Source organism: Kitasatospora sp. NPDC058162, from assembly GCF_042884005.1.
In the GTDB taxonomy this organism is placed as follows: Bacteria; Actinomycetota; Actinomycetes; order Streptomycetales; family Streptomycetaceae; genus Kitasatospora.
In genome coordinates this window covers 354,445-368,818 of the sequence record NZ_JBHVUS010000003.1, presented here as the reverse complement: position 1 = coordinate 368,818, position 14,374 = coordinate 354,445, and the positions used below count along the sequence as shown (strand labels likewise).

Annotated in this window: 11 protein-coding genes; all 11 read left to right on the top strand. The window is 71.6% G+C overall.

The features are described from left to right. Nucleotides 1–24 precede the first annotated feature (24 nt). The 11 genes from nuoE to ACFVXG_RS08035 all read left to right on the top strand — a co-directional run bounded on the left by nuoE (nucleotide 25) and on the right by ACFVXG_RS08035 (nucleotide 14,334). Nucleotides 25–858, top strand: coding sequence for an NADH-quinone oxidoreductase subunit NuoE (nuoE, locus tag ACFVXG_RS08085; RefSeq protein ID WP_387925764.1), 834 nt, complete (start codon nucleotides 25–27; stop codon nucleotides 856–858). Continuing rightward, nucleotides 858–2,219, top strand: coding sequence for an NADH-quinone oxidoreductase subunit NuoF (nuoF, locus tag ACFVXG_RS08080; protein WP_387925421.1), 1,362 nt, complete (start codon nucleotides 858–860; stop codon nucleotides 2,217–2,219). Before nuoE ends, nuoF begins: the two co-directional genes overlap by 1 nt. Further along, complete coding sequence (locus ACFVXG_RS08075) at nucleotides 2,216–4,711, top strand: NADH-quinone oxidoreductase subunit G (RefSeq protein WP_387925419.1); 2,496 nt, start codon at nucleotides 2,216–2,218, stop codon at nucleotides 4,709–4,711. Before nuoF ends, ACFVXG_RS08075 begins: the two co-directional genes overlap by 4 nt. Then, the gene (gene nuoH / locus ACFVXG_RS08070) at nucleotides 4,708–6,045 is read left to right on the top strand and encodes an NADH-quinone oxidoreductase subunit NuoH (protein WP_387925418.1); all 1,338 of its coding nucleotides are present in this window, start codon (nucleotides 4,708–4,710) and stop codon (nucleotides 6,043–6,045) included. The genes ACFVXG_RS08075 and nuoH overlap by 4 nt, the downstream gene beginning before the upstream one ends. A gap of 6 nt (nucleotides 6,046–6,051) precedes the next feature. Further along, the gene (gene nuoI / locus ACFVXG_RS08065; protein ID WP_387925416.1) at nucleotides 6,052–6,654 is read left to right on the top strand and encodes an NADH-quinone oxidoreductase subunit NuoI; all 603 of its coding nucleotides are present in this window, start codon (nucleotides 6,052–6,054) and stop codon (nucleotides 6,652–6,654) included. Further along, the gene (locus ACFVXG_RS08060) at nucleotides 6,654–7,559 is read left to right on the top strand and encodes an NADH-quinone oxidoreductase subunit J (protein ID WP_387925762.1); all 906 of its coding nucleotides are present in this window, start codon (nucleotides 6,654–6,656) and stop codon (nucleotides 7,557–7,559) included. Before nuoI ends, ACFVXG_RS08060 begins: the two co-directional genes overlap by 1 nt. After that, nucleotides 7,556–7,855 (top strand): NADH-quinone oxidoreductase subunit NuoK, encoded by a 300-nt coding sequence (gene nuoK / locus ACFVXG_RS08055; protein ID WP_188309222.1) that lies wholly within the window; start codon nucleotides 7,556–7,558, stop codon nucleotides 7,853–7,855. Before ACFVXG_RS08060 ends, nuoK begins: the two co-directional genes overlap by 4 nt. Nucleotides 7,856–7,869: 14 nt before the next feature. Further along, nucleotides 7,870–9,783 carry an NADH-quinone oxidoreductase subunit L gene (nuoL, locus tag ACFVXG_RS08050; RefSeq protein WP_387925414.1) on the top strand — a complete coding sequence of 638 codons (1,914 nt, stop codon included), beginning with the start codon at nucleotides 7,870–7,872 and terminating at the stop codon, nucleotides 9,781–9,783. A 37-nt stretch (nucleotides 9,784–9,820) separates the two neighbouring features. Further along, nucleotides 9,821–11,440, top strand: coding sequence for an NADH-quinone oxidoreductase subunit M (locus tag ACFVXG_RS08045; protein ID WP_387925412.1), 1,620 nt, complete (start codon nucleotides 9,821–9,823; stop codon nucleotides 11,438–11,440). Further along, nucleotides 11,437–13,074, top strand: a complete 1,638-nt coding sequence (nuoN, locus tag ACFVXG_RS08040; RefSeq protein WP_387925411.1) for an NADH-quinone oxidoreductase subunit NuoN — start codon at nucleotides 11,437–11,439, stop codon at nucleotides 13,072–13,074. Before ACFVXG_RS08045 ends, nuoN begins: the two co-directional genes overlap by 4 nt. 252 nt (nucleotides 13,075–13,326) lie before the next feature. Next, complete coding sequence (locus tag ACFVXG_RS08035; RefSeq protein ID WP_387925409.1) at nucleotides 13,327–14,334, top strand: polyprenyl synthetase family protein; 1,008 nt, start codon at nucleotides 13,327–13,329, stop codon at nucleotides 14,332–14,334. Nucleotides 14,335–14,374 lie beyond the last annotated feature (40 nt).

Below are 14,374 nucleotides of genomic sequence, written 5' to 3'. Positions count from 1 at the left end.
GACGTCGAACTGGGACTGCCGGCGATGCCGGCCCCGCCGTACCCCGAGGAGGTGCGCGCCCGGCTGGCCGCCGACGCCGCCGAGCTGATCGGACGCTACCCGCAGGCCCGTTCAGCGCTGCTGCCGCTGCTGCACCTGGTGCAGGCCGAGGAGGGTTTCGTCAGCCGGACCGGGATCCGGTTCTGCGCCGAGCAGTTGGAGCTCACCACGGCCGAGGTCACCGCCGTCGCCACCTTCTACACGATGTACCGGCGGCGCCCGGCCGGGAAGTACCACGTCGGGGTCTGCACCAACACCCTGTGCGCGGTGCTCGGCGGGGACCGGATCTTCGCCGACCTGCAGGAGCACCTGGGCATCGGCAACAACGAGACCACCGAGGACGGTGAGATCTCGATCGAGCACATCGAGTGCAACGCCGCCTGCGACTACGCCCCCGTGGTGATGGTCAACTGGGAGTTCTTCGACGACCAGACCCCGCAGAGCGCCCGCCGGCTGGTCGACGACCTGCGGGCCGGCCGCGAGGTGCGGCCCACCCGCGGCGCCCGGCTGTGCGGTTTCAAGGAGACCGCCCGGATCCTGGCGGGCTTCCCGGACGAGCGCCCGGGCGCCAACGACGAGTCCGGCGCCGGCGGCGGCCCCTCGCTGGCCGGTCTGCGGCTGGCCCGCGGCGAGGCCCTGCCCGGCACCGGCGGCACCAAGGTGGTCGCCCCCCGCCACGAGGCCCCCCGCCCCGAAGCCACCGGCACCGGCCCCGAAGCCACCAGCCACGAAGGCACCGGAACCGGCCCCGAAGCCAAGGGCACCGAAGCCAAGGGCACCGAAGCCACCGGCACCGGCCAGGAAGGGACCGAAGCGTGATGACCTCCGCCGAGCCGGCCGAGAAGCTGCTCACCCCCGTCCTCTCCGACTCCTGGGACGACAGCCGCCCCTGGACCCTCGCCACCTACCGCCGCCACCACGGCTACGAGGGCCTCAAGGCGGCCCTCGCCATGCCCCCGGACGACGTGATCGCCCTGGTCAAGGACTCCGGCCTGCGCGGCCGCGGCGGCGCGGGCTTCCCCACCGGGATGAAGTGGCAGTTCATCCCGCAGAACGACGGCAAGCCGCACTACCTGGTGGTCAACGCGGACGAGTCCGAGCCGGGCACCTGCAAGGACATCCCGCTGCTGTTCGCCAACCCGCACGCGCTGATCGAGGGCATGATCATCGCCTCCTACGCGATCCGCTGCGACCACGCGTTCATCTACCTGCGCGGCGAGGTCGTCCCGGTGCTGCGCCGGCTGCACGCGGCGGTCGCCGAGGCGTACGCGGCCGGGCTGCTGGGCCGCGACATCCAGGGGTCCGGGGTGAACCTGGACATCACCGTGCACGCCGGCGCCGGCGCGTACATCTGCGGCGAGGAGACGGCGCTGCTGGACTCGCTGGAGGGCCGCCGCGGCCAGCCGAGGCTGCGCCCGCCGTTCCCGGCGATCGCCGGCCTGTACGCCTGCCCGACGGTGGTCAACAACGTCGAGTCGATCGCCTCGGTGCCGCCGATCCTGGCCCGCGGCAAGGAGTGGTTCAAGGGCCTGGGCACCGAGAAGTCCCCGGGCTTCACGCTGTACTCGCTCTCCGGCCACGTGACCAACCCGGGCCAGTACGAGGCGCCGCTGGGCATCACCCTGCGCCAGCTGCTGGACCTCAGCGGCGGCGTCCGGGCCGGGCACCGGCTGAAGTTCTGGACCCCGGGCGGCTCCTCCACCCCGATGTTCACCGACGAGCACCTCGACGTCCCGCTGGACTACGAGGGCGTCGGCGCGGCCGGTTCGATGCTCGGCACCAAGGCGCTGCAGGTCTTCGACGAGACCACCTGCGTGGTGCGGGCGGTCACCCGCTGGACGGAGTTCTACGCCCACGAGTCCTGCGGCAAGTGCACCCCCTGCCGGGAGGGCACCTACTGGCTGGTCCAGCTGCTGAAGCGGATCGAGGCGGGCGAGGGCGTCGAGGGGGACCTGGAGAAGCTCCTCGACATCGCCGACAACATCAACGGCAAGTCCTTCTGCGCGCTGGGCGACGGCGCGGCGAGCCCGATCGTCTCCTCGCTCCAGCACTTCCGGGCCGAGTACGAGCAGCACCTGGCCGAGCGCCGCTGCCCGTTCGACCCGGCCGCCTCCACCGTCTGGGCCGACGGCCCCCGCCCCGGCCACCAGTCCGCCACCGAGAGGGAGGTGCACGCGTGACGATCACTGAGCCAACCGCCCCCGACACCGCGGTCGAACTGGTCACGCTCACCATCGACGGCGTCGAAGTGAAGGTCCCCAAGGGCACCTTGGTGATCCGGGCCGCCGAGACCGTCGGCACCCAGATCCCGCGCTTCTGCGACCATCCGCTGCTGGACCCGGCCGGCGCCTGCCGGCAGTGCATCGTGGAGGTCGAGGGCCAGCGCAAGCCGGTCGCCTCCTGCACGATCCCGGTCGCCGAGGGCATGGTGGTGCGCACCCAGCTGACGTCGCCGGTGGCCGAGAAGGCGCAGCGCGGCGTGATGGAGCTGCTGCTGATCAACCACCCGCTGGACTGCCCGGTCTGCGACAAGGGCGGCGAGTGCCCGCTGCAGAACCAGGCGATGAGCAGCGGCGCGGCGGACTCCCGCTTCGAGGGGATGAAGCGCACCTACGCGAAGCCGCTGCCGATCAGCAGCCAGGTGCTGCTGGACCGGGAGCGCTGCGTGCTGTGCGCGCGCTGCACCCGCTTCTCGCAGCAGATCGCCGGGGACCCGTTCATCGACCTGGTGGAGCGCGGGGCGCTGCAGCAGGTCGGCACCGGGGAGGGGGACGACTTCGAGTCGTACTTCTCCGGGAACACCATCCAGATCTGCCCGGTGGGCGCGCTGACTTCGGCGGCTTATCGTTTCCGCTCGCGCCCCTTCGACCTGGTGTCCTCGCCGAGCGTGTGCGAGCACTGCTCGGCAGGCTGCGCGCAGCGCACCGACCACCGGCGGGGCAAGGTGCTGCGCCGGCTGGCGGGCGAGGACCCGGCGGTGAACGAGGAGTGGAACTGCGACAAGGGCCGGTTCGCGTTCCGCTACGCCCAGCAGCGGGACCGGCTGACGACCCCGCTGGTGCGGGTGGACGGCGAGCTGGTGCCCGCCTCCTGGCCGGAGGCGCTGGCCCGGGTGGCGGAGGGGCTGCGCGGGGCCCGTACGGGTGTGCTGGCGGGTGGCCGGGTGACGGTGGAGGACGCGTACGCGTACGCGAAGTTCGCCCGGGTGGTGCTGGGCACCAATGACGTGGACTTCCGGGCCCGGCCGCACAGCGGTGAGGAGGCGGACTTCCTGGCCGCGGCGGTCGCCGGGCGCGGGGTGGACGTGGACGGCTCGGGCCTGACCTACGAGCGGCTGGAGCAGGCTCCGGCGGTGCTGCTGGCGGGGTTCGAGCCGGAGGAGGAGTCGCCGATCGTCTTCCTGCGGCTGCGCAAGGCGTCCCGGGCGGGCGGCCTGAAGGTGTTCTCGGTGGCGTCGTTCGCCTCCCGGGGGCTGGCGAAGCTGCGCGGTGCGCTGCTGCCGGCGGCGCCGGGGACGGAGCCGGAGTGGTTCGCGGCGCTGGCGGCGGACGAGCCGTTGAGCGATGACGCGGGGCGGGCGGCCGAGCTGTTGCGGCTGCCGGGCGCGGTGATCCTGGCGGGTGAGCGGCTGGCGTCGGTGCCGGGCGCGTTGACGGCGGTGCTGCGGCTGGCGCACGCGACCGGGGCGGCGCTGGCCTGGGTGCCGCGCCGGGCCGGGGAGCGCGGGGCGGTGGAGGCGGGTGCGCTGCCGGGTCTGCTGCCGGGCGGCCGTCCGGTGGCGGCCGAGGCGGCGCGGGCGGAGGCGGCCGCGGTGTGGGGGGTGGCGGAGCTGCCGTCGCGCCCGGGCCGGGACACCGGCCAGATCCTGACCGCGGCCGCGCGCGGCGACCTGGACGCGCTGCTGGTCGGCGGGGTGGATCCGGACGACCTGCCGGATCCGGCGCTGGCCGGGGAGGCCCTGGCGGCGGTGCCGTTCGTGGTGTCGCTGGAGCTGCGGCCCTCGGCGGTGACCGCGCGGGCGGACGTGGTGCTGCCGGTGGCGGCGGTGGCGGAGAAGGCGGGGACCTTCCTGGACTGGGAGGGCCGGGTGCGGATGTTCGAGGCCGCGCTCAAGCCGGACCAGCAGATGGGCCGTCACCTCCAGTCGGACCTGCGGGTGCTGGCGATGCTGGCGGACGCGCTGGGGCACCGGCTGGGTCTGGCGGACGTGCGGGCGGCCCGGCTGGAGCTGGACCGCTTCGAGCCGTGGCGGGGTGACCGCGCGGCGGATCCGGCGGCGCACCCCGGTGTGCTGCCGCGCCCGGCCACCGGCCAGGCGGTGCTGGCGGGTTGGCGCCTGCTGCTGGACGAGGGCTCGCTGCAGTACGGCGATCCGCATCTGGCGGGGACGCGGCACCGGGCGGTGGCCCGGGTCTCCTCGGCCACCGCGAAGGAGGTCGGGGCGGACGCCGCCGGGGCGCTGCGGCTGACCGGTCCGGCGGGGTCGCTGGTCCTGCCGCTGGAGGTCACCGACTCGGTGCCGGACCGTACGGTCTGGATCCCGCTCAACTCCACGCCGGGCGGCGCCCACCGCGCGCTCGGCACCACCGTCGGCCATCTGGTGACGATCGCCGCGGCCGAGCTCGCGCCGGCCGCCGCCGCGGCCGGGGCCCGGGAAGGGGAGGTCCGATGACGACGACTCCGCAGCCGTACGAGACGCTCCACTTCTTCGGCCAGGACCCGTGGTGGCTGGTGCTGTTGAAGGCGGTGTTCTGCTTCGTCTTCCTGCTGCTGACGGTGCTGGTGGCGATCGTCTGGGAGCGCAAGGTGGTGGCCTGGATGCAGTTGCGCATCGGGCCGAACCGGCACGGGCCGTGGGGCCTGCTGCAGTCGCTGGCGGACGGCGTGAAGCTGGCGCTGAAGGAAGACCTGGTGGTCAAGGGCTCGGACAAGGTGGTCTACATCCTGGCCCCGATCGTCTGCGCGATCCCGGCGTTCATGGCCTTCGCGGTGATCCCGTTCGGTCCGCCCGGCAACGAGGTGTCCATCTTCGGGACCAGGACGCCGCTGCAGCTGACGGACTTCCCGGTGGCGCTGCTGTACGTGCTGGCGACGGCTTCGGTGGGCATCTACGGCATCGTGCTGGCGGGCTGGTCCTCGGGTTCGACGTACCCGCTGCTGGGCGGGCTGCGCTCCTCGGCGCAGATGATCAGCTACGAGATCGCGATGGGCCTGTCCTTCGCGGCGGTGTTCGTCTACTCCGGGTCGATGTCGACCTCGGAGATCGTGGCGCACCAGCAGCCGAAGTGGTTCGCGGTGCTGCTGCCGGTGTCGTTCATCGTCTACATCATCGCGATGGTCGGGGAGACCAACCGGGCGCCGTTCGACCTGCCGGAGGCCGAGGGCGAGCTGGTGGGCGGCTTCAACACCGAGTACTCCTCGCTGAAGTTCGCGATGTTCATGCTGGCCGAGTACGTCAACATGGTGACGGTCTCGGCGGTGGCCTCGACCCTGTTCCTGGGCGGCTGGCGGGCCCCGTGGCCGGTGTCGACCTTCTGGGAGGGCGCCAACCACGGCTGGTGGCCGATGCTGTGGATCACCTTGAAGATCCAGCTGCTGCTGTTCTTCTTCATCTGGCTGCGCGGCACGCTGCCGCGGCTGCGCTACGACCAGTTCATGAAGCTGGGCTGGAAGGTGCTGATCCCGGTCTCGCTGGTGTGGCTGGTGCTGATCGCCAGCGTGCGGGCGCTGCGCAACGAGGGCTACGGCTTCGGCGACGTGGTGCTGTACGTGGGCGCGCCGGTCGGCGTGGTCCTGCTGCTGGTGCTGGTCCGGGACTTCTTCCGGAAGGAGTCCGGGGAGGAGCAACCGGCGCCTCCCAGTGGGGAGTTCGATCCGATGGCGGGCGGGTACCCGGTGCCGCCGCTGCCCGGGCAGGTGCTCCCGCCGGTGCCGCGCAGGCCGAGTCGGGCCAAGAAGCAACTCCAGGACGCCCTCAACGGGGCCGACCATACCGAAGGGAGCTGATCCGCGATGTCGTCCGACCAGACGGGCCGGCCCGAGCGGGCCGACCGGCCGTCGATCCTCGGCCCGGCCGCCGGCTTCGGCGTGACCTTCAAGGCCATGTTCAAGAAGCGGCTGACCGAGCAGTACCCGGAGCAGAAGAAGCCCACCGCTCCGCGCTTCCACGGCCGCCACCAGCTGAACCGGCATCCGGACGGCCTGGAGAAGTGCGTCGGCTGCGAGCTGTGCGCGTGGGCCTGCCCGGCCGACGCGATCTACGTGGAGGGCGCGGACAACCGGGACGAGGAGCGCTACTCGCCGGGTGAGCGCTACGGCGCGGTGTACCAGATCAACTACGCCCGCTGCATCCTGTGCGGGCTGTGCATCGAGGCCTGCCCGACCCGGGCGCTGACCATGACCAACGAGTACGAGCTGGCCGACTCCTCCCGCAAGGACCTGATCTTCACCAAGGAGCAGCTGCTGGTGGGCCTGTCCGAGGGCATGGTCGACAGCCCGCACGAGATCTTCCCGGGCACCGACGAGGGCGCGTACTACCGGGGCGAGATCACCGCGGCGGCGCCGGGGACGGTCCAGCAGGAGCGCACCGACCGGGACAAGGAGGTGCGGCAGTGATCGCACAGCTGGCGGCGGCGAGCGGGACGACCTCCACGGGTGAGGCCGTCCAGTTCTGGGTGCTCGCGGTGATCGCGGTCGGCGGCGCGCTGGGCATGCTGCTGATGCGCAAGGCGGTGCACAGCGCGCTCTGCCTGGCGGCGACGATGATGGCGCTGGCGGTCTGTTACATGGCCGAGGGCGCGGTGTTCCTGGGCGTGGTGCAGATCGTGGTCTACACCGGCGCGATCATGATGCTGTTCCTGTTCGTGGTGATGCTGGTCGGCGTGACCAGCGAGGACTCCCTGAAGGAGCAGTTGAAGGGCCAGCGGTTCGCGGCGGTGCTGTGCGGGCTGGGCTTCGGGGTGCTGCTGATCGCGGGCATCGCCAACGCGAAGCTGGACCACTTCACCGGGCTGACCGAGGCGAACGGCGAGGGCAATGTGCCGGGCCTGGCCCGGCTGATCTTCACCCGCTACGTGTGGGCCTTCGAGGTCACCGGCGCGCTGCTGATCACCGCGGCGATCGGCGCGATGGTGCTGACCCACCGGGAGCACGTGAAGGCGCCGAAGACCCAGCGCGAGCTGGCGGAGCAGCGGGTGCGGGACAACATCCAGGTGCCGCCGCTGCCGGCCCCGGGTGTGTACGCCCGGCACAACGCGGTGGACGTGCCGGGGCTGCTGCCGGACGGCACGATCGCGGAGGACTCGGTGATGGCGACGCTGCGCGAGCGCGGCCAGGTGCGGGACGTCAGCCAGGAGATGCTGCGGCGGATGGCGGAGCTGGAGAACAGCACGTCGGACTGGCTGGGCCGGCCGTCCTCGGAGCGCCCGGCGGTGGCGGCTCCGCGCAAGTCCCTGGAGCCGGCGCCGGCCGGTGCGGGTGCCGAGGGCAGCCGTGAGGGCGATCAGGAGGGGGAGCGGTGAATCCGGTCAACTACCTTTATCTGTCGGCCCTGTTGTTCACCATCGGCGCGTCCGGGGTGTTGATCCGGCGGAACGCGATCGTGCTGTTCATGTGCGTCGAGCTGATGCTGAACGCCTCGAACCTGGCACTGGTCACGTTCTCCCGGCTGCACGGGACCCTGGACGGCCAGATCATCGCCTTCTTCACCATGGTGGTCGCGGCGGCCGAGGTCGTGGTCGGCCTCGCCATCATCGTCTCCATCTTCCGGACCAGGCACTCCGCTTCGGTCGACGACAGCAATCTGATGAAGCTGTAGGCGGAGGGCCTTCGGTGAACTCTCTCATTCCGCTGCTGGTGGCGGCCCCGCTGGCCGGTGCCGCCCTGCTGCTCCTGGGCGGTCGGGCATTCGACCGCTTCGGCCACTGGCTGGCCACCGCGCTCGCCGCGCTCTCGTTCGGCTTCGGCCTGGCACTGTTCTCGGACATGCTGGGCCGGGACGCCGAGCACCGGGCGGTGACGAAGCACCTGTTCAGCTGGGTGCCGGTGAACGCCTTCCAGGCCGACGTCTCGTTCCGGCTCGACCAGTTGTCGATGACCTTCGTGCTGCTGATCACCGGGGTGGGCACGCTGATCCACCTGTACTCGGTGGGCTACATGGCGCACGACGAGCGCAGGCGCCGCTTCTTCGCGTACCTGAACCTGTTCCTGGCCGCCATGCTGCTGCTGGTGGTCGCGGACAACTACCTTTTGCTGTACTTCGGTTGGGAGGGCGTGGGCCTGGCCTCGTACCTGCTGATCGGCTTCTGGCAGCACAAGCCGAGCGCGGCGACGGCGGCGAAGAAGGCGTTCCTGGTCAACCGGGTCGGCGACATGGGCCTGTCGATCGCGATCATGCTGATGTTCGCGGAGTTCGGCTCCTTCGCCTTCACGCCGATCCTCGGTTCGGAGGGCGCGGTCGGCGCGGCGCACGAGGCGAGCCAGGGCAAGCTGACGGCGATCGGCCTGATGCTGCTGCTGGCCGCGTGCGGCAAGTCGGCGCAGGTGCCGCTGCAGTCCTGGCTCGGGGACGCGATGGAGGGCCCGACCCCGGTCTCGGCCCTGATCCACGCGGCCACCATGGTGACCGCCGGCGTCTACCTGATCACCCGCTCCTCGGCGATCTTCGACCTGGCGCCGGACGCCCGGACCGCCGTGGTGGTGGTCGGTGCGGTGACGCTGCTGTTCGGTGCGATCGTCGGTTGTGCCAAGGACGACATCAAGAAGGCGCTGGCCGGCTCGACCATGTCGCAGATCGGCTACATGGTGCTGGCGGCCGGGCTCGGCCCGATCGGCTACGTCTTCGCGATCATGCACCTGGTGACCCACGGCTTCTTCAAGGCCGGGCTGTTCCTCGGCGCCGGGTCGGTCATGCACGGCATGGACGACGAGGTGAACATGCGCCACTACGGCGGCCTGTGGCGGAAGATGCCGTGGACCTTCGCCACCTTCGGCCTCGGCTACCTCGCCATCATCGGCTTCCCCGGTCTGTCCGGCTTCTTCTCCAAGGACAAGATCATCGAGGCGGCCTTCGCCAAGGGCGGCACCGAGGGCTGGATCCTCGGCCTGTGCGCGCTGGTCGGCGCGGCCGTCACCGCGTTCTACATGACCCGGGTGATGCTGCTGACCTTCTTCGGCGAGAAGCGCTGGCAGCCCGACGCGGAGGGCAAGCTCCCGCACCCGCACGAGTCGCCGAGGACCATGGTGATCCCGATGGTCCTGCTGGCCTTCGGCTCGGTGTTCGCGGGCGGGCTGTTCGCCTTCCACGACTCCTTCCTGAAGTGGCTGGAGCCGGTCACCGGCCACAGCGAGGGCAACTCCCCGCTCGGCTCCTGGACGGTCACCGGACTGACCACGGCCTGCATGCTGGCCGGGGTGGGCCTGTCGTACCTGATGTACGGGCGCTCGCCCGTCCCGGTGGTGCCGCCGGTCGGCTCCCCGCTCACCCGGGCGGCCCGCCGCGACCTGCTGCAGGACGACTTCAACCACGCCGTGCTGGTGCGGCCGGGCTCGGCGCTCGCCGCGACCCTGGTCTACTTCGACAGCCGCGGCCTGGACGGCTTCGTCAACGGCCTGGCCGCCCTCATCGGGGGCCTGTCCGGCCGGCTGCGGCGGGTGCAGAACGGCTTCGTCCGCTCGTACGCGCTGTCCATGTTCGGCGGCACGCTGGTGCTGGTCGCCACCACTCTCCTGATGAGGTCCGTGTAATGGACAAGGAATCCACAACCCGCGGGGGAGGAGTGGCATGAGCGTTTTGCTGACCACCACCTGCGCCGTCCCGGCGGCCGGCGCGGTGCTGACCGCCGCCCTGCCCGCCGGGTCGAACGAGGCCCGGCGGCGCACCATCAAGACCGTCGCGCTGGCCGTGTCCGGGGTGACCCTGGTGCTGGCCGCCCTGGTGGCGCTGCGGTTCGACCCGCACGGCGCCCGGTTCCAGCTGACCGAGTCGTACAGCTGGATCCGCTCCTTCGGCATCACCTTCTCGCTCGGCGTGGACGGCATCGGCGCGGTGCTGGCCCTGCTGACGGCCGTCCTGGTGCCGATGGTGATGCTGGCCTCCTGGCACGACGCCGACCCGGCCGCGCCGGGCCCCGACGGCAGCTTCGAGAACAAACGACGCACCCAGGCCTTCTTCGCCCTGATCCTGGCGGTGGAGGCGATGGTGGTGGTCTCCTTCTACGCCACCGACGTCTTCCTGTTCTACGTGTTCTTCGAAGCCATGCTGATCCCGATGTACTTCCTGATCGGCGGCTTCGGCGACCGGGCCGGCGGCCCCGAGTCGGCGCGCCAGCGCTCCTACGCGGCCGTCAAGTTCCTGCTGTACAACCTGCTCGGCGGCCTGGTGATGCTGGCCGCGGTGATCGGGCTGTACGTGATCGCCCAGGACCAGGGCTTCGGCACCTTCGACCTGCCGACCCTCACCCGGGCGATCGCCGACGGCAGTCTGAAGCTGTCCGGGACGGCGCAGAACGCGCTGTTCCTGGGCTTCTTCTTCGCCTTCGCGGTGAAGGCCCCGCTGTGGCCGCTGCACACCTGGCTGCCGAACGCGATGGGCGAGGCGACGGCCGGCACCGCGGTGCTGATCACCGCCGTGGTGGACAAGGTCGGCACCTTCGCGATGCTGCGCTTCTGCCTCGGGCTGTTCCCGGACGCCTCGAAGACCTTCGCCCCGGCGATCCTGGTGCTGTCGCTGATCGGGATCGTCTACGGCGCGCTGCTGGCGGTCGGCCAGAAGGACATCAAGCGGCTGGTCGCCTACGCCTCGATCTCGCACTTCGGCTTCATCATCATGGGCATCTTCGCGATGACCAGTCAGGGGCAGAGCGGCGCGACCCTCTACATGGTCAACCACGGCCTCTCCACCGCCGCGTGGATGCTGGTGGCCGGCTTCCTGATCTCGCGCCGCGGCTCGCGGCTGATCGCCGACTACGGCGGCGTGCAGAAGGTCGCCCCGGTGCTCGCCGGGACCTTCCTGATCGGCAGCCTGGCGACCCTGTCGCTGCCGGGGCTGGCCCCGTTCGTCAGCGAGTTCCTGGTGCTGGTGGGCACCTTCACCCGCTACCCGGCGATCGGCATCGTGGCCACCTTCGGCATCGTGCTGGCCGCGCTGTACGCCCTGCTGCTGTACCAGCGCACCATGACCGGTCCGGTGAAGGAGGGCGTGCGCGCGATGCCCGACCTCAAGGTCCGCGAACTGGCCGTGGTGGCACCGCTGGTGGCGCTGACGATCCTGCTCGGCGTCTACCCCAAGCCGCTCACCGACCTGGTGAACCCCTCGGTGGACGCGACGCTCTCGCAGGTCCACCGGACCGATCCGGCGCCGGCCCACCCGGTCGCCGCCACCTCAGGAGGTGAGCAGAAGTGAGTGCCACCGCAGTGCTCGCCGCCGTCGGCGGCAACACCCCGAGCATCCCGGCCCCGCACATCGAGTACGGCCAACTGTCCCCGATGCTGGTGGTCTTCGGCGCCGCCGTGGCCGGTGTCCTGGTCGAGGCCTTCGTCCCGCGCCGGCTGCGGCACTGGACCCAGGTCTCGCTGGCGCTGGCCGCGCTGGTCGGCGCGTTCGTCGCCGTGGTGGTGCTGGCGACCCAGGGCCACGGCGCGCCGCGGATCGACCTGCTGGCGATGGAGTCGGTCGCGCTGGACGGCCCGGCGCTGTTCCTCCAGGGCGTGATCCTGCTGGTCGCCGTCGTGGCGGTGCTCACCTACGCCGAGCGGAAGCTGGAGCCCAAGGCGGGCGGCCTGCCCGCCGACGCCTTCGCCGCCCAGGCCTCCGCCACCCCCGGCGGGGAGCAGGAGCGGGCCGCGGTCCGGGCCGGCTTCGCCACCACCGAGGTGTTCCCGCTGACCATGTTCGCGGTCGGCGGGATGCTGCTCTTCCCGTCCGCCAACGACCTGCTGACCATGTTCGTGGCGCTGGAGGTCTTCTCCCTCCCGCTGTACCTGCTGTGCGCGCTGGCCCGGCGCCGCCGGCTGCTGTCCCAGGAGGCGGCGGTCAAGTACTTCCTGCTGGGCGCCTTCGCCTCGGCGTTCTTCCTGTTCGGCACCGCGCTGCTGTACGGCTACGCCGGCAGCGTGAAGCTCGGCGACATCGCGGACGTCATCGCCGGCAAGGCGATGACCACCCCGGCGCAGCTGAGCAGCACCCAGAGCGACGCGCTGCTGCTGACCGGTCTGGCGATGCTGGCGGTGGGGCTGCTGTTCAAGGTCGGCGCGGTGCCGTTCCACTCCTGGATCCCGGACGTCTACCAGGGTGCGCCGACCCCGGTGACCGGCTTCATGGCCGCGGCCACCAAGGTCGCCGCGTTCGGGGCGTTCCTGCGGCTGTTCTACGTGGCCTTCCCGGGCCTGCGGCTGGACTGGCGGCCGGTGCTGTGGGGCGTGGCGATCCTGACCATGGTGGTGGGCGCGGTGCTGGCGGTGACCCAGCAGGACGTCAAGCGGCTGCTGGCGTACTCCTCGATCGCGCACGCCGGGTTCATTCTGACCGGGGTGATCGCGGTCAACAAGCAGGGCCTGTCCTCGGTGCTGTTCTACCTGGCGGCGTACTCCTTCGTGACGCTCGGCGCCTTCGCCGTGGTCACCCTGGTGCGCGACTCCAAGGGGGAGGCGACCCACCTGTCCAGCTGGGCGGGGCTGGGGCGGCGCTCGCCGCTGGTGGCGGCGGTGTTCGCGCTGTTCCTGCTGGCCTTCGCCGGGATCCCGCTGACCTCCGGGTTCACCGGGAAGTTCGCGGTGTTCCAGGCGGCGGCGGCCGGCGGGGCGACGCCGCTGGTGATCGTCGGTGTGCTGAGTTCGGCGGTGGCCGCGTTCTTCTACATCCGGGTGATCGTGCTGATGTTCTTCTCCGACCCCCAGCCGGGCGGTCCGACGGTGGCGATCCCGAGCGCCTTCACGGCGACCGCGATCGGGCTGGGCGTGTTGGTCACGCTGGGCCTGGGCCTGCTGCCGCAGTACTTCCTGGACCTCGCGTCCAAGGCCTCGCTGTTCGCGTACTGACCGGCGCCGGTCGGTTCGTCGGAGATCGGTCCGGATCCGCGGGCCGATCTCCGGCCTTTGTTTACCGATGAATTCGCCCCCACCGCCGCTTCGCCCGCGCAGGCCTCCTGACCAGGGCTTCCGGCGCGGTCATGACGGGATCCGCACGCCCGTGCAGTGATCCACTCGCGACCGGATACCCTGCCTGTATGGCCAGCGGCGGCACTCAGGGACCAGGCCGCTAGATCGACCAGGGACAGAGGAGTGGTCTTCGTGACCGTCGTGGGACCCTTCGGGCTCAGCGTGCAGGACCGCGACCTGACCCGGGACGTCCAGGCCGGACTGGACGCGGTGGAGGCGGCGCTCTCCGAGGCCGTCAAGAGCGACGTCCCCTTCATCACCGTCACCGCCAGCCACCTGATCGAGGCCGGCGGCAAGCGCTTCCGTCCGCTGCTCCTGCTGCTGGCCGCCCAGTTCGGCGACCCGGGGGCGCCCGGTGTGGTGCCGGCCGCGGTGGTCGTCGAGCTGACCCACCTGGCCACGCTGTACCACGACGACGTGATGGACGAGGCCCCGGTGCGCCGCGGCGCGGAGAGCGCCAACTCCCGCTGGGACAACTCGGTGGCCATCCTCACCGGCGACTTCCTGTTCTCCCGCGCCTCCCAGGTGCTGGCCGACCTCGGCCCGGAGGCGGTCCGGATGCAGGCCGAGGCCTTCGAGCGGCTGGTGACCGGCCAGATCCTGGAGACCCGCGGCCCCGGCGAGTCCGACCGGCTGCTGCACTACCTGGACGTGCTGGCCGGCAAGACCGGATCGCTGATCGCCGTCTCCTGCCGGATAGGAGCACTGATGTCCGGCGCCTCGCCCGCGCTGGTGGACACCCTCGGCGAGTTCGGCGAGCGGATCGGCATCGCCTTCCAGCTGGCCGACGACGTGCTGGACATCGCCAGCGACGGCCACGAGTCCGGCAAGACCCCCGGCACCGACCTGCGCGAGGGCGTGCCGACCCTGCCCACCCTGCTGCTGGAGCAGATGCCCGCCGACCCGTCCGACCCGGACGACACCCGGCTGCGCGAACTGCTCGCCCAGGACCTCTCCGACGACGGCCTGCACGCCGAGGCGCTGCGCCTGCTGCGCGCCCACCCCGCCCTGGAGCGCGCCCGCCGGGAGACCCTGCGGCACGCCGAGGAGGCCCGGGCGCTGCTGGCCCCGCTGCCGGACTGCGCGGCGAAGGCCGCCCTGGACGGGCTGTGCGACGCGGTGGCGATCCGCACCATGTGAGCACCGGGTGACCGCCTCCGGGCGGATCCGACCCCGAGCC